At 55.8% G+C, this 21,902-nt stretch carries 18 protein-coding genes and 3 tRNA genes; 6 read left to right on the top strand and 15 right to left on the bottom strand.

Annotated elements, in window-relative coordinates:
* The first annotated feature begins 73 nt into the window (after positions 1-73).
* Positions 74-496 carry a thioredoxin family protein gene (locus tag KHU33_RS09360; protein WP_211462572.1) on the top strand — a complete coding sequence of 141 codons (423 nt, stop codon included), beginning with the start codon at positions 74-76 and terminating at the stop codon, positions 494-496.
* Between the two features lie 112 nt (positions 497-608).
* On the opposite strand, the gene KHU33_RS09355 is transcribed toward KHU33_RS09360, so the two are convergent.
* Genes KHU33_RS09355 through KHU33_RS09345 form a run of 3 tightly spaced genes read right to left on the bottom strand, consistent with a single transcriptional unit; the run spans position 609 to position 2,707 of the window.
* Positions 609-1,523, bottom strand: coding sequence for a LysR family transcriptional regulator (locus KHU33_RS09355; RefSeq protein WP_211462571.1), 915 nt, complete (start codon positions 1,521-1,523; stop codon positions 609-611).
* 46 nt (positions 1,524-1,569) lie between these two features.
* Positions 1,570-1,908: a hypothetical protein gene (locus KHU33_RS09350; protein ID WP_211462570.1), complete on the bottom strand. Its 339-nt coding sequence runs from the start codon at positions 1,906-1,908 to the stop codon at positions 1,570-1,572.
* Positions 1,909-1,957: 49 nt separating this feature from the next.
* The gene (locus tag KHU33_RS09345) at positions 1,958-2,707 is read right to left on the bottom strand and encodes an ABC transporter ATP-binding protein (protein ID WP_211462569.1); all 750 of its coding nucleotides are present in this window, start codon (positions 2,705-2,707) and stop codon (positions 1,958-1,960) included.
* Between KHU33_RS09345 and KHU33_RS09340 the strand changes: the two genes are divergently transcribed.
* Positions 2,706-3,422 carry an arylesterase gene (locus KHU33_RS09340; RefSeq protein WP_211462568.1) on the top strand — a complete coding sequence of 239 codons (717 nt, stop codon included), beginning with the start codon at positions 2,706-2,708 and terminating at the stop codon, positions 3,420-3,422. The two genes, KHU33_RS09345 and KHU33_RS09340, sit on opposite strands and share 2 nt — an antisense overlap.
* Positions 3,423-3,615: 193 nt before the next feature.
* On the opposite strand, the gene KHU33_RS09335 is transcribed toward KHU33_RS09340, so the two are convergent.
* The 4 genes from KHU33_RS09335 to KHU33_RS09320 form a co-directional block, all read right to left on the bottom strand.
* Positions 3,616-5,547 carry a SurA N-terminal domain-containing protein gene (locus tag KHU33_RS09335; protein WP_211462567.1) on the bottom strand — a complete coding sequence of 644 codons (1,932 nt, stop codon included), beginning with the start codon at positions 5,545-5,547 and terminating at the stop codon, positions 3,616-3,618.
* A 388-nt stretch (positions 5,548-5,935) separates the two neighbouring features.
* Positions 5,936-6,012, bottom strand: a tRNA-Asp gene (locus KHU33_RS09330).
* A gap of 66 nt (positions 6,013-6,078) precedes the next feature.
* Positions 6,079-6,154: transfer RNA gene (locus KHU33_RS09325), tRNA-Val, on the bottom strand.
* Positions 6,155-6,254: 100 nt separating this feature from the next.
* Positions 6,255-6,527, bottom strand: coding sequence for an HU family DNA-binding protein (locus KHU33_RS09320; protein ID WP_211462566.1), 273 nt, complete (start codon positions 6,525-6,527; stop codon positions 6,255-6,257).
* Between the two features lie 31 nt (positions 6,528-6,558).
* Here KHU33_RS09320 and KHU33_RS09315 point away from each other — a divergent pair, with 31 nt between their 5' ends.
* On the top strand, positions 6,559-6,705 hold the full coding sequence (locus KHU33_RS09315) for a hypothetical protein (RefSeq protein ID WP_211462565.1): 147 nt from the start codon (positions 6,559-6,561) through the stop codon (positions 6,703-6,705).
* Positions 6,706-6,819: 114 nt separating this feature from the next.
* On the opposite strand, the gene lon is transcribed toward KHU33_RS09315, so the two are convergent.
* The 8 genes from lon to KHU33_RS09275 all read right to left on the bottom strand — a co-directional run bounded on the left by lon (position 6,820) and on the right by KHU33_RS09275 (position 18,400).
* Positions 6,820-9,231, bottom strand: coding sequence for an endopeptidase La (gene lon / locus KHU33_RS09310; RefSeq protein WP_211462564.1), 2,412 nt, complete (start codon positions 9,229-9,231; stop codon positions 6,820-6,822).
* A gap of 310 nt (positions 9,232-9,541) precedes the next feature.
* Positions 9,542-10,810 carry an ATP-dependent Clp protease ATP-binding subunit ClpX gene (gene clpX / locus KHU33_RS09305; RefSeq protein ID WP_211462563.1) on the bottom strand — a complete coding sequence of 423 codons (1,269 nt, stop codon included), beginning with the start codon at positions 10,808-10,810 and terminating at the stop codon, positions 9,542-9,544.
* Between the two features lie 149 nt (positions 10,811-10,959).
* Entirely contained in the window at positions 10,960-11,586 is a 627-nt protein-coding gene (gene clpP / locus KHU33_RS09300) for an ATP-dependent Clp endopeptidase proteolytic subunit ClpP (RefSeq protein WP_329956037.1), read from the bottom strand.
* A 95-nt stretch (positions 11,587-11,681) separates the two neighbouring features.
* Positions 11,682-13,034 (bottom strand): trigger factor, encoded by a 1,353-nt coding sequence (gene tig, locus KHU33_RS09295; RefSeq protein WP_211462562.1) that lies wholly within the window; start codon positions 13,032-13,034, stop codon positions 11,682-11,684.
* 192 nt (positions 13,035-13,226) lie between these two features.
* Complete coding sequence (locus KHU33_RS09290; RefSeq protein WP_211462561.1) at positions 13,227-13,718, bottom strand: CreA family protein; 492 nt, start codon at positions 13,716-13,718, stop codon at positions 13,227-13,229.
* Between the two features lie 154 nt (positions 13,719-13,872).
* Positions 13,873-13,959 (bottom strand) — tRNA-Leu (locus KHU33_RS09285).
* Between the two features lie 137 nt (positions 13,960-14,096).
* Complete coding sequence (locus KHU33_RS09280) at positions 14,097-17,207, bottom strand: efflux RND transporter permease subunit (RefSeq protein ID WP_211462560.1); 3,111 nt, start codon at positions 17,205-17,207, stop codon at positions 14,097-14,099.
* Complete coding sequence (locus tag KHU33_RS09275) at positions 17,204-18,400, bottom strand: efflux RND transporter periplasmic adaptor subunit (protein WP_211462559.1); 1,197 nt, start codon at positions 18,398-18,400, stop codon at positions 17,204-17,206. The genes KHU33_RS09280 and KHU33_RS09275 overlap by 4 nt, the downstream gene beginning before the upstream one ends.
* 233 nt (positions 18,401-18,633) lie before the next feature.
* Between KHU33_RS09275 and hpnC the strand changes: the two genes are divergently transcribed.
* The 3 genes from hpnC to hpnE all read left to right on the top strand — a co-directional run bounded on the left by hpnC (position 18,634) and on the right by hpnE (position 21,813).
* Complete coding sequence (gene hpnC, locus KHU33_RS09270) at positions 18,634-19,446, top strand: squalene synthase HpnC (RefSeq protein WP_211462558.1); 813 nt, start codon at positions 18,634-18,636, stop codon at positions 19,444-19,446.
* Between the two features lie 139 nt (positions 19,447-19,585).
* The gene (gene hpnD, locus KHU33_RS09265) at positions 19,586-20,419 is read left to right on the top strand and encodes a presqualene diphosphate synthase HpnD (protein ID WP_211462557.1); all 834 of its coding nucleotides are present in this window, start codon (positions 19,586-19,588) and stop codon (positions 20,417-20,419) included.
* Positions 20,420-20,466: 47 nt separating this feature from the next.
* Complete coding sequence (gene hpnE, locus KHU33_RS09260) at positions 20,467-21,813, top strand: hydroxysqualene dehydroxylase HpnE (protein WP_230414152.1); 1,347 nt, start codon at positions 20,467-20,469, stop codon at positions 21,811-21,813.
* Positions 21,814-21,902 lie beyond the last annotated feature (89 nt).

The following is a 21,902-nucleotide window of genomic DNA, read 5'->3' as shown; positions in this document are numbered from 1 at the left end:
CCAAATACCCTGAGCGGCCCCAAACTGTTGGTATTCATGCGGCATCCTGCGCACTCACTGTAAAATATCGAGCATGCTGATCCTGACTCTCAATAACGACAACCATCACGAACTTGCTACCACTCTGGCCGACGATGGCTGGGTAGTGGCTTGCCTGTGCGCCGCCTGGTGCGGTAGTTGCCGGGAATATTTCACGAGTTTCACGGCGCTGGCGCAACGCCACCCGCAAGTGCAATTCGCCTGGATCGACATCGAAGACCAGGCCGAGCTGATCGGCGACCTTGACGTCGACGATTTCCCTACCCTGCTGATACAGCGCGGCAACGTAGTGGCATTTCTAGGTCCGGTCGAAATGGATCTGCGCCTTGCCGAAAGAATCCTGCTGGCGCAAATGAGCAAAAGCGCTGAAGAACTACGGCTTGAAGCCCAAAGCAGCGCCGAGCGTCGCCATTGGCAGCTGGAGGGTAATTTATTGCGGCGCCTGACGGATATTTAATCGATCCTTTTGTTTTTCTTTGCAATTTGAACGTTTTTGTCTGATCAATTGAGGACAGAGTAATTCGCCGCAAGATTAAGCTAGGCGCCTCTTAAACTCTGTCCCGCAATGATTATGACGCCAGCCAGGGATCGCAATCCGGATGCGGAAATTGCGCCATCATGAAATCGACAAAACTACGCACCTTGGCCGACAACAGGCGCCGGCTGGGATACACCAGCCGCACCGCCACTTTGTTGATCTGATAATCAGGCAGCACCCGCACTACGCGCCCTGCCACCATATCGTCGCCCAGCGTATACGAAGTGCGCATGCCGATCCCCATCCCAGCCAGCAGGCAATGCCGCAGCAAATCGGTATTGTTCGACATCACTTTGCTGATGATCGGAATAATCGAGGTGCCTTGATCCGACTGGAAAGTCCAGTGATGGCGCAAATGTTCCAGAGAAAAATTCAGGCAGGAATGCTGCGCCAGATCCTCCGGCGCCTGCGGCACGCCATGTTCGGCGATATAGGCCGGCGAGGCGCACAGCAATACTTCGGCGATGCCCAGTTGACGCGCCACCATGCTGGCGTCGAATTTCTGGTTGACCGAGAAAACGCCGACATCGAAACCTTCTTCGATCAGATCGACGGTGCGATCCGACAAGGTCACATCCAGTTGGACATCGGGATACTGTTTTGAATACAACGGCAGCAAGCGCGCCAACTGAGTCTGGCCAAAACCTATCTGCGAATAGATGTGCAAAGTGCCGGCCGGATTGGTCGACAGCACGGAAGCGGCGGCTTCCGCCTCGTCGATCTCATCCAGAATCTGCCGCACCCGCTCCAGATAAGCCTGGCCCGGTTCGGTCAAAGCCATGCGGCGCGTCGACCGATGCAGCAGGCGGATCCCGAGATGGTTTTCCAGATCGGCGACCAGCCGCGTGACTACCGCATTCGACATATCCAATACTTGAGCGGCGGCGACAAAACTGCCCTGCTCCACCACTTTCGCAAAAACCCGCATCGACTGCAAGCGATCCATATTCTTTTGTCCTATTTCATGCGCCGCGCGGCATAACTACTGCCTGTCATTTATTTAACAAGGCCACCAAAGCAACCACCAAGGCCAGCACGGCGACCCCAAGCGCAGATCCGCACAGCAAGTTGGTAAGCCGCAATCTGGCGTCGACCTGCTGCATCTCCTGCTCCAGCATTGGCAGCGCGGTTTTGAATTGCTCGGCGAGCGCCTTGATATCGCCGATATTTTGCAGCGATGCAGTCTGCAGTTCGCTTACCTGCTGCTGCAGAATCTGAATCTGGCTCACTTCCGTATTTCCTTTGCGGCGGGTAAACACCGGCACCGTAGCCGAAATAATATCGCCGACATACGGCAGGACTGCCTTTGTTACCGAAAGCCAAGTCGGCATGTACTATCCTCCAAATTTCTCTCCCTACGTTTCGACAACTGTTTCCGGCTTATTGAAATATCTGGACATCCGCAGCGGTGGTATCGCCCGGCCGCAACAAACGGCCGGCGGCGATGGTGATGGTCTGGCGGCACTGCATGGCGATCGACGTATCGTGGGTCACCAGAATCAGGGTTGAGCCGCGCTCCTGATTCAAATCAAACATCAGCTGGATCACCGCATCGCCGGTAGCGGCATCGAGGCTGCCGGTGGGCTCGTCGGCGAACAACAGCGGCGGCTCGGTGACGAAAGCGCGCGCCAATGCCACCCGCTGTTGTTCGCCGCCGGACAAATATTTCGGATAGTGCTGCAAACGCGTCGCCAGGCCGACTCGCTCCAGCTTGGCTTGCGCCTTCTCCCTGGCATCTTTATCGCCGCGCAATTCAAGCGGCAGCATGACGTTTTCCAGCGCGCTCAAATGACTGAGCAACTGGAAAGACTGGAACACGAAACCGAGTTTCTCTTTGCGCAAGCCTGCGCGGCCGTCTTCATCCAGGGCAAAAATATCGCTGCCATCGATATGCACGGTGCCGGAGGATGGCGTATCCAATCCGGCCAGCAAGCCGAGCAAGGTCGATTTGCCGGAGCCGGAGGCGCCGACAATCGCCAGCGTAGTCCCGCCCTGGACGTTAAAATTGATATCATCAAGAATCACCAATTCGCCGCTGGCGTCGGCAACACGCTTGGTCAAATGCTGGACATCGATGGCCGGCGCTTTGGACTTTAGCATTTCAGAAATAACGGAAGAGGACTGAGGCATGCAGATTATCGGCTCCGGGTTGAGGAATGGTTTTCAGAATTTGATCGACGGCTCATGCGGCAAGATCGGCAGCAAGATCCGCAGCAAGATCGTCGGCAGCTTGCGGCTGACTACCCTGCTGCTTGGCCTGCTTGGTCTAGTATGGACGAACAGTGCCTATTCTGCATCAAAATCAATACTGGTGTTAGGCGACAGTCTTTCGGCAGAGTACGGTCTGGCGCGCGGCAGCGGCTGGGTTGCCTTGCTGCAGCAACGTCTCAAGTCGGAGAATCTTGACAGCAGCATCACCAACGCCAGCATCAGCGGCGAAACCAGCAGCGGCGGCAAGACGCGTTTGCCGGCATTGCTGCAACAGCGGCCGGATATTGTCATCATCGAGCTTGGCGCTAACGACGCGCTGCGCGGCTTGCAACTAAGCGCCACCGAAAACAATCTGCGGGCAATGATCAGCGCCGCTCAACAAGCCAAGGCGAAAGTCCTGCTGGTTGGCATGCGGATTCCGCCGAACTACGGACGCGACTACACCGAAAAATTCTTTTCGCTGTATGCGACGCTGGCAAAACAAACCAAGGTGCAGCTGGTTCCTTTCCTGCTCGCTGGCGTAGCGGACAAACCGGAACTGTTTCAAGCGGATCGGATTCACCCGGTTGCTCAGGCCCACCCGATCATGTTGAACAATGTCTGGTCAGGTTTAAAGCCGCTTCTGGTTAAGTAGCATCTGATACAGTATTTTCAAACATTCGTTCCCAAAATGGGTCGTTTTCCAGAAAAATCGCGGTTACTTATGAGATTTTTCCTACAAATGCGCATGTCGATATAAAAAATGCCCATCCCGCTTACGCAGGATGGGCATTTCTCAATGCGATTGGATTAAATCGGCTCTGTTTCAGTTCCGCCTCAATTCTGCTTCAATTCTGTTTATCGTCGCCGTCAGCCGGTGTAACCGCCAGTGGCTTCAGAACCTTGACCTTGGCTTTCTGTTTCAGCACATCCACATAAGCCTGCATTTCCTGTTGCGCCAGGACGTTGGTGATCTGCTGCTGCTCGGCGACGCGCCGTGCCGGATCCTGCGCCGCCGGCTGGTTGACCTTGGCAATGCGGTATAGCGCATAACCCTGCTGCGGCAACACCACGCCGACATAGGCTGGCAATTTATTGACATTGGCCTTCATCACCGCTTCGAACGCCGCCGGATTGACGCCCTGACTCTTAACGCGCGACACGGTCTGCACTGCGCCGAAACCGCTAGCGCTATCTTGCGCTTTCAAGGCAGCCAGTTTTTCTTCGCCGGCCTTCTTCGCCAATGCAGCTTCTTCGGCACGCGTGACCTTGTCGCGGATAATCGCCTGAACTTCTTCAAACGAGCGTTTCGTGACTGGCTTGTATTCGACTACATGACCGGCGATAAACGTATTCGGCGCAATTTCAACCGCTTCGGTATTGTGCTTGTTCTTCAAGGACTCATTCGAATACAGCGCCGTCAGGAATTTCTGGTTATTGTAGGGAACGGTAGGCGCCGCAGCCGGATTCGGCTGGCGGCCGAGATTCGCAGCGGATTGAATTTGCAGATGCAGCTTGTCCGCTACCGGCTTCAAGCTATCGGCCTGCTCATACACCGTGTTGCTGAAGGTTTCCGCCAGCTCGGTGAATTTACGCGCCGCCAATTGTTTCTTGATTTCCGCTGCGATATCCGCCTTGACTTCATCCAGCGGTTTGACCTGCGCCGCTTTGACGCCGGTCAGTTCGATAATGTGATAACCGAAATCCGATTGCACCAGATCGCTGATCTCGCCTTGCTTCAACTTGTTTGCAGCATCTTCGAAAGGCTTGACCATCATGCCGCTGCCGAAATAACCGAGATCGCCGCCCAATTCCGCTGATGCGGTATCTTGCGAATTGGCCTTGGCCACCTTGGCAAAATCAGCCGGGTTCTTGCGCACTTCTGCCAGCAAACTCTCGGCCTTGGATTTTGCCGCAGCCTGTTCCGCAGCCGGTGCATCTTTTTTCACCGCAATCAGGATATGGCTGGCGCGGCGTTGTTCCGCCGTTGTGTAGCGGCTCAGGTTCTGATCGTAATAGGATTTGATATCAGCATCGCTGACCGTCACCTGCGCGGCGGCCGCGGCACTGTCGAGCAGCACATAGTCTGCCTTGATTTGCTCTGGAATCTCGAATTCCTTGGCGTTCTTGGCGTAATAGTCCTGCAGCATGGCGTCAGTGACTTTCACTTGCGCGGCATAGTCGGCAGTCTTGAGCAGCAATTCTTGCACGTCACGTTCCTGATCGTTGATATCAGACAGACGCGTGGCGACTGTTTTAGGCGCAAACGCAGTGGTTTGGACCGCGCCATTCAATTGCTGCATCGCCATGTCCTGACGCAGGCGCGCCTCGTACATAGTCGGCGTCATGCCTTGTGCGGCCAGTAATGCCTTGTATCTTTCATTGTCGAACTTGCCGTCCGCGCCTAGCAATTCAGGCACGCCCATGATGGTTTGGCGCAAGCTTTGATCGGATACCGAGAGATGTTCGCTGCTAACGGTGGCAAGCAACACGCGCTGCGAAATCAGGTTATCCAACACGCCTTGCTTGGCTGCCGGCGTCTCCACCATCTTCGGGTCGAAACGATCGCCAAATGCCTGGCGCATGCGATCCATTTGCTGGCGCAAAGCGGCATCCCATTCCTGCTGAGTGATCGGCTGGCCGGCGACTTTCGCCACCGTATTGGCGCTGTCGCCAAAACTGCTATAGCTTTGCAGCCCGACTAGAGCAAAAGAAGGAATGATCAAGAGCAGCAGCAAGAACTGCATCAAGCGCTGATGGGTACGGACAAATTCAAACATGGTCGGCCGATCAAGAACAGATTGCTAATAAAAATAGGCAGCAATACAAATCAGTAAGACATATGAAAAAGGGCGAACTTTCGTTCGCCCTTTTTGTATTCTGGCGTAATAGATGGAATAGCTGAAAATGCCAAACCATCAAAAAAATATCACAATAAAATCAGAAACTTAGCAGCGGCATAAACAAAAGCAGCAGGAAAATTGCCAGTCACTCTGTCAGTACAGCGAAACAATGGTTGATTTTAGCAGTGTTTTCACACTTGTCACAGCCATAAGCCGCAAAAATCCCATGAAAGGTAATTTCATTATCAGAGCGATATTCCCGCAAGCGGAAATATAAATTAATTCTTCAAATAAAAACGCCCGCTTGCGCGGGCATTTTGTATTCTGGCGGAGTGGACGGGACTCGAACCCGCGACCCCCGGCGTGACAGGCCGGTATTCTAACCAACTGAACTACCACTCCTAAAACTGCTGGCAAATTTTATAAAACAAATTCGCACTTAACTCGCACCTTTTTGCCTGACTGCGTTGGTGGGTGCTGAGAGGCTCGAACTCCCGACCTACGCCTTGTAAGGGCGCCGCTCTACCAACTGAGCTAAGCACCCTCTCATATCGGATTTATTCAGGATTCACGGAAAACATCTGAAATAAAACACGACAGTTTAGCCAGTCAAACTTTGGCGTTTGTCACCACGCCAAAAGAAGCTAGTTTACAGCATCTTTCAACGCTTTGCCAGGCTTAAATTTAGGAACTTTAGCTGCCTTGATTTTAATTGCCTCTCCGGTACGCGGATTACGGCCGGTACGCGCTGCGCGTTTTCCGACCGAGAACGTGCCAAAGCCGACCAAGGTAACGGAACCGTTCTTTTTCAAAGTGATTTTAACTGCGGCGATCACGGCATCCAATGCGCGTGTCGACGCGGCCTTAGAAATGTCTGCCGACTTGGCGATGTGATCGATTAACTCGGTTTTGTTCACTGAAGCCCCCTCATTTGAATTGGAATTCGAGATGATTTATGTTCCTGCATTTTTTTTGAAAATCATCGCAGATGGACTGCAGAAAAAATCTGCAGCTGGTATTAAACAAGCCGCAAAGCCTTGTGTCAAGCGCTTTCCCGGTGATACAGGGAGGTTTAACCTGATTTTACAAACTTGATCTATTCAACATTCAATGCATGCGCACGCAAAAAAAAAGCGCCCTTGCGAGCGCTTTTTAAAGAACAAAAATTACGGCTGTGAATTCAACAGCTGTTTTGAACAGGCAGCGGGCTTAGTGCTTGACCACGCTGGGATCCGTCTTCTCGCTGCTCTTGGCGACGGTCGCATCCAGCATCGCTTCCTCGTCGGTCAAGGCCACCGGCTGCCGCTCCAGAGCGACCTCCAGCACCTTGTCTATCCAGCGCACCGGCACGATTTCCAGCTTGTTCTTGACGTTGTCCGGGATCTCGGCCAAGTCCTTCACATTCTGCTCTGGAATCAACACCGTCTTGATGCCGCCGCGATGCGCCGCCAACAGCTTTTCTTTCAAGCCGCCGATCGGCAAGACTTCGCCGCGCAAGGTGATTTCACCAGTCATGGCGACATCAGCCCGCACCGGAATCCCGGTAAAGATCGAAACCAATGCAGTGGTCATCCCGACACCCGCCGACGGTCCGTCTTTCGGCGTCGCACCTTCAGGTACGTGAATATGGATATCGCTCTTCTCGAAGGCCTCGCTCTTGATACCCAATTTCGTGGCGCGGCTACGCATGACAGTGCGCGCCGCCTCGATCGATTCCTTCATCACGTCGCCCAAGGTGCCGGTACGGATGATCGCACCCTTGCCCGGCATCTTGACGGCTTCGATGGTCAGCAATTCGCCACCCACTTCAGTCCATGCCAAGCCGACCACCTGGCCGATTTGATTCTCTTTCTCGGCAACGCCATAGTCGAAGCGCCGGACACCGAGGAATTTATCGATGTTCTTGGAGGTGACCGTGACCTTCTTCTCTTGCTTCTTCAGCAGCAGCAACTTCACTACCTTGCGGCAAATCTTCGAGATTTCCCGTTCCAGCGAACGCACCCCGGCTTCACGCGTGTAGTAACGAATGATGTCGCGAATCGCGCCTTCAGCGAGGCTGATTTCTTCGACCTTCAAACCATTGTTCTTGATTTGCTTAGGCAGCAGATAACGCAGCGCGATATTGGTCTTTTCATCTTCGGTGTAGCCGGACAGACGAATCACTTCCATCCGGTCCAGCAGTGCCGGCGGAATGTTGAAGGAATTCGAGGTCGCCACGAACATCACATCCGACAAGTCGAAATCGACTTCGATGTAGTGGTCCGAGAATGTATGGTTCTGTTCAGGATCCAGCACTTCCAGCAAAGCCGAAGACGGATCGCCACGGAAATCCATACCGAGCTTATCGATCTCATCCAGCAGGAACAGCGGATTGCGCACGCCGACCTTGGCCAGGCTTTGCAATATCTTGCCTGGCATGGAGCCGATGTAAGTGCGGCGATGACCGCGAATCTCGGCTTCGTCGCGCACGCCGCCCAAAGCCATCCGCACGAATTTACGATTGGTGGCGCGAGCGATCGATTGTCCCAGCGAGGTTTTACCCACGCCTGGGGGACCGACGAAACACAGGATCGGCGCTTTCAGCTTGTCGACGCGCTGTTGCACGGCAAGGTATTCCAGGATGCGTTCTTTAACCTTATCAAGGCCGTAGTGATCGCCTTCCAGCACTTTTTCCGCGTTGCCCAATTCGTTGTTGACCTTGGATTTTTTCTTCCATGGCAGGCCGACCAGCGTATCGATGTAGTTGCGCACCACGGTGGCTTCAGCCGACATCGGCGACATCAGTTTCAGTTTCTTCAGCTCGCTCTGCGCCTTTTCCAGCGCTTCCTTAGGCATCTTGGCGGACAGCACCTTCTTTTCCAGCTCTTCCAGATCAGCGCCTTCTTCGCCTTCGCCCAATTCTTTCTGGATCGCCTTGACCTGTTCGTTCAGATAGTATTCGCGCTGCGATTTTTCCATCTGCCGTTTGACCCGGCCGCGAATGCGCTTCTCAACTTGCAGGATATCCAGCTCACCTTCGAGCTGACCCAGCAGGTGCTCGTAACGCTTGGCGATATTGAAGATCTCCAGGATGACCTGCTTTTGCTCAAGCTTCAGCGGCAAGTGAGCGGCAATGGTATCGGCCAGGCGGCCGGCGTCATCGATGCCGGACAGCGAAGTCAGGATCTCCGGCGGGATTTTCTTGTTCAGTTTGACGTACTGGTCGAATTGCTGAACGATGGCGCGACGCATCGCTTCCACCTCGGCTTCGTCGCCCAGCTCCGATTCAACCGGCGTCAGATCGGCAACAAAGTGCGTATCGAGTTCGCTGATGTGGTGAATACGTGCACGTTGCGCGCCCTCCACCAGCACCTTGACGGTGCCATCGGGCAGTTTCAACATTTGCAAGATATTGGCGACGCAGCCGATTTCATAAATATCGTCCGGCGACGGTTCGTCCTTGGCGGCGGCCTTCTGGGCGGCGAGCATGATGCTCTTGCCCTGCTCCATCGCAGCTTCAAGAGCCTTGATCGATTTTGGGCGACCGACGAACAATGGAATCACCATATGCGGGAATACCACCACATCCCGTAACGGCAAGAGAGGCAACTGAGTTTGTTCAGTAAATGTAGAAGTCGTCATGGTGAGCCCTATCAAAAAAACTTATTAATGATGTTGGCACGAGTGGCCGAAACTCAAGCCCCGGTTTCAACAATAAATCACCACTTCTATTTGCGTGTGCAATGGCCAATAAAAAAGCCACACGCGAAGTTAACTTCGGGTGGCTTTGCGATTGAAGCCAAATTGTATGTTTTGGCAAATTGTACTACTTTTGGGTCAAAAACCTGCTTAAACCCCTGTTTTTTACATGGCTTTACAAATTTCCCGACTTCAACTTGCCAGAGGAAATCCGGAGCACGGCATGGGCAAGTCTTTTACCCACGCGTTACCGCTATTTCGCGCCGGACACCTTAGGCTGGTCATGGTAAATCAACAATGGCTTTGCGCCGCTGTTGACAGTGTTTTCATCGACCACGACCTTGGCCACGTTTTGCTGGCTTGGCAAATCGTACATTACGTCGAGCAATACATGCTCCAGGATAGAACGCAGGCCACGAGCGCCGGTTTTACGCGCCAAAGCACGTTTGGCGATAGCTTGCAGCGCCGCAGGCCGGATTTCCAGCTCAGCCCCCTCCATCTGCAGCAATTTGGAATACTGCTTGACCAGGGCGTTCTTAGGCGCGATCAGGATCTCGATCAGCGCTTCCTCGTTCAGTTCAGCCAGCGTCGCAATCACCGGCAAGCGGCCGACCAATTCCGGAATCAAACCGAAGCGCGTCAGATCCTCAGGTTCGGCGTCCAGCAGCACTTCGCTGGAGGTGCGCTGGCTTTGGCTCTTCACATTTGCCGAAAAGCCAATGCCGCTCTTTTCCGAACGCTCGGAAATGATCTTGGCCAGGCCATCGAAAGCGCCGCCGCAGATGAACAGGATATTGGTGGTGTCGATCTGCACGAAATCCTGGTTCGGATGCTTGCGCCCGCCTTGCGGCGGCACTGAAGCCATGGTGCCTTCGATCAGCTTCAGCAAAGCCTGCTGCACGCCCTCGCCCGAGACATCGCGGGTAATCGACGGGTTATCGGATTTGCGTGAAATCTTGTCGATTTCATCGATATACACGATGCCCCGTTGCGCCTTCTCGACTTCGTAATTGCAATTCTGCAGCAATTTCTGAATGATGTTCTCGACGTCCTCGCCGACATAACCGGCTTCGGTCAAGGTGGTGGCGTCGGCAATCACGAAAGGCACATTCAACATGCGCGCCAGGGTCTGCGCCAGCAAGGTCTTGCCGGAGCCGGTTGGACCGACCAGCAAAATATTACTCTTTGCCAGTTCGATGTCGTCCTTCTTGCCGAGATGCTTGAGGCGTTTGTAATGGTTGTACACCGCCACCGACAAGATCCGCTTGGCAGGTTCCTGACCGATCACGTACTGATCGAGCAGTTCGCAAATCTCTTGCGGGATCGGCAGTTCCGATTTTTGACCATCCAGCGTTTCGACGTTCGAAGCTTCATCGGTAATGATGTCATTACAGAGATCGATGCATTCATCGCAGATGAATACCGATGGCCCGGCGATGAGTTTTTTCACTTCATGCTGACTTTTGCCGCAGAAGGAACAATAAAGCAGTTTTTCGCCGCTGGAAGATTTTTTATCAGACATAAAGGCAGAGTTTAAGTAAAACTATAGAGAGGGACCGCCGCATTGATTTTATATTACCCGCGAAATCCAGATTCGTCACGCTCGGACGATTTTTGAAAAGCAAAACGCCCGAACCTTTGGGGCCGGGCGTTTTATCCATCACTTAATAATCAAGCGCGTGTCGCCAGGACTTTATCGATCAGGCCATATTCCACGGCTGCATCTGCAGACATGAAATTATCCCGATCCGTATCCTTGCCGATCTGGTCAATGCTTCTGCCGGTCTGGTCAGCCAGAATACCGTTCAGGCGCTCGCGTAAATACAGAATTTCACGTGCCTGGATTTCGATATCCGAAGCCTGTCCTTGAGCGCCGCCCAAAGGCTGGTGAATCATGATGCGCGAGTTCGGCAGCGAAAAGCGCTTGCCCTTGGCGCCGGCAGCCAGCAAGAAAGCCCCCATGGACGCCGCCATGCCGGTACACAAGGTAGAAACGTCCGGCTTGATGAACTGCATCGTATCGTAAATCGCCATGCCGGCAGACACCGAACCGCCAGGAGAATTGATGTACAAGGAAATATCCTTGTCAGGATTTTCGCTTTCCAGAAACAGCAATTGCGCCACGATCAGGTTGGCGGTCTGGTCGTTGACCGGACCCACCAGGAAAATCACGCGTTCGCGCAGCAAACGCGAATAGATATCATAGGAACGCTCACCGCGGCCACTCTGCTCAATCACGATAGGCACCATGCCGAGCATGTCAGTATCCAGTGCCGAATTACGATTAAAGCCTGTCATATTTTTCCTCATGGAGAGCGCTCAAAACTTAATCATTCACCGAACCGGTCCAGGCACACGCCTGGACCCGAGGTATAGCTTAAACCGCAGCCTGATTAAGCCTGTTGCCCGTTGTTGCTCATCAATTCATCGAATGCGACCGATTTTTCAGTCACTTTCGATTTGCCCAGCACGTAGTTAACGACGTTTTCTTCCAAAACAAGGGCTTCGACCTCTGCCAGACGGCGACGATCGCTGAAATAATATTTCAGGACTTGTTGCGGGTCTTCGTAGCTTTGCGCAAAGTCTTCAACCTGGGCCTTGACTTGCTCCGGGGTTGCCTGCAGTTTGTTTTCCTTGACCACTTCGGCCAGGATCAGACCCAGACGCACGCGACGCTCAGCCTGGGCTGTGAACAGCTCTGGCGGGAACGGCATGTCGTTGACTTTCATGCCACGCTGCGCCATGTCCTGGCGGGTCATTTCAACCAGACGCTCGACGTCTTGCTCGACCAGCGCTTTCGGCACTTCCAGATCGCTGACCTTGATCAGCGCATCCATCACGCTGTCTTTGTTCTTGGCCTTGACGCGGGAACCGACTTCACGTTCCAGATTGAGCTTGATGTCAGCGCGCATTTTTGTCAGGTCGCCGTCTTCGATGCCCAGGGTTTTTGCAAACTCGGCATCGACTTCCGGCAGATGCGCCCATTCCAGCTTCTTCAGCGTGATGGTGAATTCTGCAGTCTTGCCGGCGACGTCCTTGCCGTGATAATCCGCCGGGAAAGCCAGTTCGAAGGTCTTGGCTTCGCCGACTTTCAAGCCGATAGTCGCGTTCTCGAACTCAGGCAGCATGCGGCCTTCGCCCAGTACGTAAGCGTAGTCGTCGGCTTTGCCGCCCTGGAATTCAACGCCGTCGATCTTGCCGACGAAATCGACAGTGACGCGGTCGCCGTTCTTGGCGGTCAGATCGCTGCCGCCATCGCCGTGCGCGCCTTGCTCGCCCTTGACGTGGTAATGCACGCGTTGCTTGCGCAGGATATCGATGGTTTTATCGATTTCAGCGTCGCTGACTTCAGCCTTGGTTTTTTCGACTTCAACGCTGGTCAGATCGCCGATCTTGACTTCAGGATAGATCTCGAAAGTAGCGTCAAACGCCAGCGTGCCTTCAGCCACGCCTTCGCTGGTCTTTGGCTCGATCTTCGGGTAACCGGCAACGCGCAGATTGTTTTCGTTGGCAGCGGTGTTGAAGGCATTGCCGACTTTGTCGTTCAACACTTCGGTTTCGACCTGGTAGCCATATTGTGCAGCGACCATCTTCATCGGCACTTTACCTGGGCGGAAGCCAGGCGCTTTAGCGGTGCGAGCGCGAACCTTCAGGCGCTTCTCGACTTCGGTTTGCACTTCGCTCAGAGCGATGGTGAGGGTAAGGCGGCGTTCAAGTTTATCCAGAGTTTCGACTGCAGTTGCCATGTGGATCGTCCAAAAATTAAAAATTCCGTGGTGCGACTAGGGTAAATGTGGAGCAAAACAGCAAAATATTGCCATTTTCACCCCAACCCCGTCGCGCTAAAGTCCGATATTCTATACGTAAAACAGCCGGTTGCGCCAAAACGCGTCACTCCGCTTCCGTAATAAAGCCGCAATAAAGTTGCAACAAGCCGCTTATTTGAGCGGAATCGGGCTGCTGGCCGGCACCGGCACCGCCGTCACACTGTTTTGCGGGCTGCCGTCGACCAATTTATCCGAATAGGTCAGATATACCAATGTATTCCGCTTGGGATCAACCAGCCGCACAATGTGCAGGCGTTTGAACAGTACCGACATGCGTTCGGTAAATACATCTTCCTGCAACGGCAGCTTGGCGCTGAATTGCACCGTGGCGGCGACCTGGCGACAGGCAATCGACGCTTCAGCCCTATCCTCTGCCAGACCTACCGTGCCCTTGACGCCACCGGTACGCGCACGCGAGACGTAACAAGTGACACCCTGTACCTTGGGATCATCGTAAGCCTCGACCACCACCCGGTCATTACGCCCGACCCAACGGAATGCGGTACTCACCTCACCCACTTGTTCCGATGCCGCTTGCACAACGCCGCTAGTGATTGCTGCAAAACCAAATAATCCGATCAACGCCAAGGATTTTGTACGCATATTTATTCCAGGAAAGAAATTACGATTGTATGCCGAACAATCCGTCCGCCACCTGTATGTTGTCGCCCGCAAAAATTGCAGACGTAAAAAAACCCTCATCAGAGGGTTCTTCCATGCCCAGCATGCGCCTATTAAAACTTAATACCGACACAGCTGGTGCGACCGAGAGGACTCGAACCTCCACAAGATTGCTCTCGACAGGACCTAAACCTGTTGCGTCTACCAATTTCGCCACGGTCGCATTTCCTACAACTTCCAACAAATACAGTGCAATCTTGCTCAGCAAGATTGGACAGCCCGCTATTCTACTGCAAGCCATCCGATATGGCGAGAGGCCAACTCAATTTCACGCCATATTTCTGCGCATCTAATCGTGCCTCAACCGCGCTCGTCCGATTGCGGCCTTTTAACCCTGAACCAGGCCGCATACAACGCCGGTAAAAACAGCAGCGTCAAGCCGGTCGCAACAATCAAACCACCCATGATCGCCACCGCCATCGGCCCCCAGAATACCGAATGCGACAAGGGAATCATGGCCAGCACCGCCGCTGCTGCGGTCAGCATGATCGGCCGGCAGCGCCGCACCGCTGATTCGACAATCGCGTCCCAGGGCGCCACGCCATTGGCAATATCGTGTTCGATCTGGTCGATCAGGATCACCGAGTTGCGGATGATCATGCCAAACAACGCAATCACCCCCAGTTGGGCGACAAAGCCGAACGGCCGATGCAACAACAGCAGCGCCGCTGCGGCGCCGGCGATGCCCAGAGGCCCGGTCAGGAACACCAGCAGCGAACGCGAGAAACTATGCAATTGCAGCATCAGCAAAGTAAAGATAATGAAAATCACCAACGGCACGTTGGCAGCAATCGAAGCTTGCGCCTTGCCGCTGTCATGGGCGGCGCCGGCGACATCGACAATATAGCCAGGCGGCAGTTGCGCTCTGATCTTGTCGAGCTGCGGATTGATCTGCTCGGTGACGGTCGGCCCCTGCACGCCATCGATCACATCGGCTTGCACCGTAATCGCCCAATTGCGCCATTCGCGCCACACCACGCCCGGCTCCCACACCAGTTTGACCGTGGCGATTTGCGACAGCGGCACCGACTTGCCGCTGGCCGTCGGCACATTGGCCTGGTTCAAGGCGTCGATGGTGGCCCGTTCGTCCAGCGGCTGGCGCACCATGATGTCGATCAAACGATCATGCTCGCGATATTGGCCGATGGTGGTGCCGGTCAGCAGAGTGTTGACGGTCTGCATCACGGTTTGCGAGCCGATGCCCAGGGTGCGCAACTTGTCCTGATCCAGATCTACCCGCAGCACTTTGACCGATTCGTTCCAGTTGTCGTTGAGGCCGATAATATTCGGATTGCCGCTCATCACCCCCTTGACCTGGTCGGCAATCGTCCGGACCTTGGCGGCATCGGTGCCGCTGACGCGGAACTGCACCGCATACGGTACCGGCGGGCCGCTAGGCAGCAATTTGACGCGGCCTCGCACTTCCGGGAAGCCATGCTTGAATGCCTCGGTAATCCGCAGGCGCAAGGCGTCGCGCGCCGCCAGGTTCTTGGTCAGCAAGACCAGCTGCGCCACATTGGTCTGCGGCAGAATCTGGTCCAGCGGCAGATAAAAGCGCGGGCTGCCGCTGCCGACGTAAGTGGTCATGCTTTCCAGCTCGGGCGCAGCATGAATAAACGCTTCGAACTTCTTGGCCTGGGCCTCGGTGGCAGCAAACGACGAACCCTCCGGCAGCCACAGTTCGATCATCAGCTCAGGCCGGCTGGAATCCGGGAAAAACTGTTCTTCGATGAATTTGAAACCGAACACACCCAAGGCAAACACCATCATGGTCAAGGCGATGGTGGTCTTGCGCCATTCTACGCACCAGTGGACGGCGCGCCTGACGCGCGTATAAAACGGCGTGTTGAACAATTCGTGGTGACCGTCGGCGCCAGCCGCCGGCTTCACCTTCAACAGCAGATAGCCGATGTACGGCGTGAACAGCACTGCCACCAGCCAGGAAATCAGCAAGGCCAGGGCATTCACCGAAAACATGGAAAAGGTGTATTCGCCGGCGGCCGATTTGGCCAGGCCGATCGGCAAGAAACCGGCGGCGGTGATCAGGGTTCCGGTCAGCATCGGCATCGCGGTAGAGGTGTAGGCAAAGGTCGCCGCTTCCAGCCGCGACAAGCCCTCTTCCATCTTGCGCACCATCATTTCCACCGCGATGATGGCGTCGTCGACCAACAGGCCCAGTGCGATGATCAGCGCCCCCAGCGAAATCTTGTGCAAATCGATGCTGAAGATATTCATGAACAGGAAAGTCACCGCCAGCACCAGCGGAATCGTCAAGGCCACCACCAGCCCGGGCCGGACGTCGATGCGGTACGGCTTGGTATGAAAGCCCAGCGACAGGAAACTCACCGCCAGCACGATCAAGACCGCTTCCATCAGGGTTTTCAAAAATTCATTGACGGATTCGGCGACGATTTTCGGCTGGTTCGATACTCGCTCCAGATCGATCCCGACCGGCAGCTTGGCCCTGATCTGGGCAGTGATCTGCTGCATGTCCTTGCCCAGCGCAATAATGTCGCCGCCCTTCACCATCGAAACCCCGAGCCCGATCACTTCCTTGCTGTTAAAGCGCATCTTGGTCTGCGGCGGATCCTGGTATTCGCGCTTGATGCTGGCGAAATCGCCTAATCTGAAAGTAGTGTTATTGGCCCGCAATTGCAGGTTTTCCAGATCCTTGGGAGACGCCAGCGCACCGGTTACGCGGATTTGCAGATTGTCGGTGGCGGTCGCCAGCACGCCGGTCGACTGCAGGGCGTTTTGCGCGCTCAGCTGGTTGACGATGTCTTGTACCGTAATCCCCAGCTGCGAGAATTTTTTTTGCGAAAATTCGATGAATATCTTTTCATCCTGGACCCCGAACAAATCCACCTTGGCGACCGACGGCAAGGTCAGCAATTGCTGGCGCACGAAATCGGCATAGTCCTTGACATCGGCATAATCGAAGCCGTCGCCGGAGACCGCGAAAATCGAGCCGTAGGTTTCGCCGAATTCATCATTGAAGAACGGCCCCAGCACGCCTTGCGGCAAGGTCAGCTTGATGTCGTTGATCTTCTTGCGCACCTGGTACCAGGCATCCACGGTTTCCTTGGGCGTGGCCGATTCCTGCAGTTGCAGGATGATCAGCGTTTCGCCCGGCTTGGAATAGCTGCGGATGGTGTCGACGTGCGGGGTTTCCTGCAGTTTCTTTTCCAGCTTGTCGGTGACCTGATCCGCCATTTGCAAGGCGGTGGCGCCCGGCCATTGGGCCGACACCACCATCGCGCGGAAAGTAAACGGCGGATCTTCATCCTGGCCCAGGCTGCCATAACTGAGGATGCCGCCGATCACCAGCACCACCATCAGATAACGCGTCAGCGGTATGTGTTCCAGCGCCCAGCGCGATAGATTGAAGCCCGTCTTTTTTTCATCGCTCATCGGGCCGCTCCGCTCGCGGTGGCGGCAGCTGCATTAGACGCCAGGGGCGGACTGGCTGCGGATTTATTGGCAGGCAGGCTGCCCTCCGGCGCATTCAGGATGGTGACTTTTTGTCCCGGCTTCAACTGGTTGACGCCGGCGGTAACCACCTGCTGGCCGCCGCGCAATGCGCCTTGAATCCATACTTCGTTGCCGTGCTGGCCGGTAATTTGCACCGCTACCTGGCGCACCACGCCGCCGTCGACCACCCATACCGCGCTATGCTCCTGCACTCGCAACAGCGCGGTGAGCGGCACCTTGAGCGCGTCGTCGCTGGTTTTACTGGTGAAACTGGCATACGCCGTCATGCCCAGCTTGACGTTGGGCGTATCGTCCGGGATGGCAATCTTGATGGCGTAGGTGCGCGTCACCGGATCGGCGATCGGCGATACTTCGCGCACCGTGCCGTGAATCACTTGCTTGGGATCAGCCCATAAGCGCACCTGCACGTCGCCGCTGCGGCGCAATGCATCGACTTGATTTTCGGGCGCGCCGACCACCACTTCCTTGGCGCCCTGGCGCGCCACGCTGATCACCGGCGTGCCTGCCGCAACCACTTGCCCTGCTTCGGCATTGATGGCGATGACCACGCCATCCACATCCGATTCCAGGGTGGCGTAAGCGGTCTGGTTCGATTGCCCCTTGAATGCGGCTTCAGCCTGATCGTAAGTAGCTTGCGCGGCCTTGAACGCGGTATCTTTGGCGTCCAGCACCGCCTGGCTGACGAAATTCTTGTCACGCAGCTCCTGATAACGTTTCAAGTCGGCCTTGGCGGTATCGCGGTTGCTGGCCGCCGAGGTGACTGCCGCCACCGCCTGCGCTTGCGCCAGTTGCAAATCCTTCGGATCCAGCCGCATCAGCACTTGGCCGCGCTTGACGACGGTACCGACATCGACCTGGCGCGCAATGATCTTGCCCCCCACCCGGAAACCAAGCTGCGATTCATAACGGGCTTGCACGGCGCCGGGAAACTCGGAAGTGACATCGGCGTTGGCTGGATTCAACACCACTACCCGCACCGGGCGGATATCTTCGACCTTTTCGGCGGGCTTGGAACAGGCAGCCAGTAATAACGTGCAAATAAGCAACAAACCGGGAGCACGCATGAGCGCTTGGGTAGCTGCGGCCGGACGCGGATTTATCTGGGTCAACACGGTTTTTCCTTTACTATTCTGGGCTGCCGCTGGTATACAGACCACCGTTCGGCATGGCGTAGCGGCAATACCCTGCCGCTGCTCCTTACAATTAATAACTTTTAAGTCAGTTATTATAATTGCGCCGGATTAAGTTTGCCCAAAGCTTTTTTACATCTGACGACAAGAAACAAAACAATGTTTTTTTGATAAAAATTTCCTCTTTTTCCTGCGGTCCTGATGCCACTGCCCTAATGTCAATTAACCATTACGAAAATTTCCCAGTCGCATCCCTGCTCCTGCCGGCCAATTTGCGTCCCGCGGTCAGGGCGATTTACGCATTTGCCCGCAGTGCCGACGATATCGCCGACGAAGGCGACGCCAGCGCCGACCAACGTTTGCGCCAACTGCACGCATATGAAACAGCATTAGACAGAATAGAACATAGGCAAGCCGCTGAAAGCATCTTGTTTGAAACGCTGGAACAAGTGATTGTCGAATACCGCTTGCCGCTGACGCCGTTCCGAGACTTGCTGTCCGCCTTCAAGCAAGACGTAGTCACCACCCGCTACAGCCAGTTTGCCGACCTGCTCGATTATTGCCGGCGCTCGGCCAATCCGGTCGGCGCCCTGATGCTGCACCTGTATGGCGCGGCGACCGAACAAAACCTGCATGATTCCGACGCCATCTGCTCGGCGCTGCAGCTGATCAATTTCTGGCAAGACGTGGCGATCGACTGGGACAAAGCCAGAATTTATCTGCCGCTGGAAGACTTGCAGCGCTTCGGCGTGTCGCAGGCGCAGCTTGCCGGCGGCACGGTGGATCACGCCTGGCGCCGCCTGATGCAGTTCGAGGTGCAGCGCGCGCGCAGCATGATGACCGGCGCCCAGGGGCTGGCGCTGAGGCTGCCAGGCCGGATCGGCTGGGAATTGCGGCTGGTGATACAGGGCGGCTTGCGCATCACGGAAATGCTGGAAGCGGTGGACTACGATATGTTCCGCCAGCGTCCGAAACTGGGCAAAGCCGACTGGCTGCTGCTGCTCTGGCGCGCCTGGCGTATGAAATAAGGTGATGGGCAGAGATGAAAATACTAAAAATCAACAAACAAGCTGCATTTCTTACGTATACTTCGGGGCAAATAGTTTTTAGCCGCCTTCAAAGCTGTCCGCAGCTGTTAGCGCCGCCGTTACCGTTCCCATAATATCCATGTCTCCAGACGATTACTGCCAGCAAAAAGCCGCCCAGAGCGGCTCCAGTTTTTATTACAGTTTCTTGTTCCTGCCGGCCGAGCGGCGGTGCGCCATCACTGCGCTGTACGCCTTCTGCCGCGAAGTGGACGATACGGTCGACGAATGTACCGATGAAAGCGTGGCGCGCAGCAAGCTGATGTGGTGGCGCAAGGAAATCGCCGCCATGCTGGCCGGCAATCCGTCCCATCCGGTGACCCAGGCCCTGCAGCCGCATTTGCAGCCTTACGGTCTGGACGGCAAACACCTGCAAGCGATTATCGACGGCATGGAAATGGATCTGAACCAGACCCGCTACCTGGATTACCCGGGCCTGAAGCAATATTGCTGGCATGTGGCCGGCGTGGTCGGCATCCTGTCGGCCAGCATCTTCGGCGTGACCCAGGCGCAGACCTTGCAGTTTGCCGAAAAGCTCGGCCTCGCATTCCAGCTCACCAACATCATCCGCGACGTCGGCGAGGATGGCCGCAAGGGCCGCATCTACCTGCCGGTCAACGAACTGCAGCAGTTCAACGTCACCGCCGCCGATATCCTGAATGCGCGCCATAGCGAGAATTTTGTCAATCTGATGCGCTTCCAGGTGGCGCGTGCGCAGCAGGCCTACGATGACGCCTTTGCCCTGCTGCCCAAACAAGACCGGCGCGCCCAGCGGCCCGGCCTGATGATGGCAGCCATCTACCGGGCCTTGCTGAACGAGATCGAGCACGACGGTTTCCATGTATTGAATCAACGTATTTCGCTCACGCCCATCCGTAAATTATGGCTGGCATGGAAGACCTATGTGCGCGGCTGAAGTCAGTCCTTCGGCGATGCCATCGCCCTTCTTTTTGTTCATCTGAGATGGCCAAAGAAGCGCAACAAATCGCGGTGATCGGCGCCGGCTGGGCCGGTTGCACCGCCGCCGTCGAACTGACGCAGGCCGGTTACCAGGTAACCTTGTTTGAAGCCAGCCGGCAGCTCGGCGGCCGAGCCCGGCGCGTCAACATCAAAGAGACCGTCCTGGACAACGGCCAGCACATCCTGCTGGGCGCCTACCGCCAGACTCTGCAGATGATGCGCAAGGTCGGCATCGATCCGGCCAGCGCCATGCTGCGCCTGCCTTTGCAAATGTGCTATCCGGCCGCTAGCGGCGGCATGACTTTTGCGACGCCGCACCTCCCGGCGCCTTTGCACTTGCTGGTGGCGTTGTGGCGTGCGCGCGGCCTGGATCGCCAGGACAAACTGGCGCTGGCGCGCTTTTCGTCGGCGGCGCGCTGGATGGGCTGGCAACTGCATGACGATTGCAGCGTCAGCACGTTGCTGGAACGTTTCGACCAGACCGAGCGGCTGATCCGGCTGATGTGGCGTCCGCTCTGCATCGCTGCACTGAATACCCGGCCGGAGCAGGCTTCGGCGCAGGTTTTCCTGGCAGTGCTGCGCGACAGCCTTGGCGCCCGCAGAAGCGCGTCAGACATGCTGCTGCCAAGGGTGGACCTGAGCAGCCTGTTTCCGCAACGAGCCGCCGCATTCATCGAAGAACGCGGCGGCAATGTCGAGTCCGGCAGCAGCATCAAGCAAGTGCACCGCCACGGCGAACAATGGCGATTGCAGAGCAGCGGCGCCAGCCTGGATTTTGACGCCGTGGTGATCGCCACGCCGCCGGAAGCCGCGGCTACGCTACTGGCCGACAGCGCCGATGCGGCGTTGCTGACAACCTTGCGCAGCTTCGAATACGAGCCGATTACTACCTGCTTCCTGCAATATGCGAGCAGCACGCGCCTGCCGCGGCCGTTCTTCGCCTTGGTCGACGATCCGGAAAACGCTGGCGGCACGGCGGCCTGGGGCCAGTTCGTATTCGATCGCGGCCAGCTCGATCCGGCCCAGGCCGGCTTGCTAGCGGTTGTCATCAGCGCTTCGTCCGGAGCCATACAGGCGGGCCATGACGCGTTAGTGAAAGCGGTTGCCGCCCAGTTGGCCGCAGTCTTCCGACAACCCCAATTGGCGGCGCCGACCTGGACCCAGGTCATTTCAGAAAAACGCGCCACCTTCGCCTGCACCCCGGGCCTGGCGCGGCCGGCCAACAACACCGGCCTGGACAAATTGCTGCTGGCCGGCGACTACACCGCCAGCGACTATCCGGCAACGCTAGAGTCGGCGGTGCGCAGCGGCAAGCAGGCGGCGCAAGAGCTGCTGGCTCAAATCCGCTGATTTACTGATCCGCAAGAGATCATTTTGCTTGAAAATGCTTCACGCCAGACATTAATAGATTTCCTCTATGCCGGCGTTGTTTTCATCTA

The sequence above is a fragment of the Collimonas silvisoli genome (assembly GCF_018305005.1).
GTDB lineage: Bacteria > Pseudomonadota > Gammaproteobacteria > Burkholderiales > Burkholderiaceae_D > Collimonas > Collimonas silvisoli.
The sequence above is the reverse complement of the archived record's forward strand: the minus strand, read 5'-3'. Positions and strand labels throughout refer to the sequence as shown.

Coding starts and splice junctions, on each gene's coding strand:
- clpX (WP_211462563.1), bottom strand. CDS start 10,810: ATGTCTGATAAAAAATCTTCCAGCGGCGAAAAACTGCTTTATTGTTCC.
- KHU33_RS09345 (WP_211462569.1), bottom strand. CDS start 2,707: ATGCCTCAGTCCTCTTCCGTTATTTCTGAAATGCTAAAGTCCAAAGCG.
- KHU33_RS09335 (WP_211462567.1), bottom strand. CDS start 5,547: ATGTTTGAATTTGTCCGTACCCATCAGCGCTTGATGCAGTTCTTGCTG.
- KHU33_RS09360 (WP_211462572.1), top strand. CDS start 74: ATGCTGATCCTGACTCTCAATAACGACAACCATCACGAACTTGCTACC.
- lon (WP_211462564.1), bottom strand. CDS start 9,231: ATGACGACTTCTACATTTACTGAACAAACTCAGTTGCCTCTCTTGCCG.
- KHU33_RS09280 (WP_211462560.1), bottom strand. CDS start 17,207: ATGAGCGATGAAAAAAAGACGGGCTTCAATCTATCGCGCTGGGCGCTG.
- clpP (WP_329956037.1), bottom strand. CDS start 11,586: ATGACAGGCTTTAATCGTAATTCGGCACTGGATACTGACATGCTCGGC.
- hpnC (WP_211462558.1), top strand. CDS start 18,634: ATGTCAATTAACCATTACGAAAATTTCCCAGTCGCATCCCTGCTCCTG.
- hpnD (WP_211462557.1), top strand. CDS start 19,586: ATGTCTCCAGACGATTACTGCCAGCAAAAAGCCGCCCAGAGCGGCTCC.
- tig (WP_211462562.1), bottom strand. CDS start 13,034: ATGGCAACTGCAGTCGAAACTCTGGATAAACTTGAACGCCGCCTTACC.
- KHU33_RS09355 (WP_211462571.1), bottom strand. CDS start 1,523: ATGGATCGCTTGCAGTCGATGCGGGTTTTTGCGAAAGTGGTGGAGCAG.
- KHU33_RS09340 (WP_211462568.1), top strand. CDS start 2,706: ATGCAGATTATCGGCTCCGGGTTGAGGAATGGTTTTCAGAATTTGATC.
- KHU33_RS09290 (WP_211462561.1), bottom strand. CDS start 13,718: ATGCGTACAAAATCCTTGGCGTTGATCGGATTATTTGGTTTTGCAGCA.
- KHU33_RS09350 (WP_211462570.1), bottom strand. CDS start 1,908: ATGCCGACTTGGCTTTCGGTAACAAAGGCAGTCCTGCCGTATGTCGGC.
- KHU33_RS09315 (WP_211462565.1), top strand. CDS start 6,559: ATGATTTATGTTCCTGCATTTTTTTTGAAAATCATCGCAGATGGACTG.
- hpnE (WP_230414152.1), top strand. CDS start 20,467: ATGGCCAAAGAAGCGCAACAAATCGCGGTGATCGGCGCCGGCTGGGCC.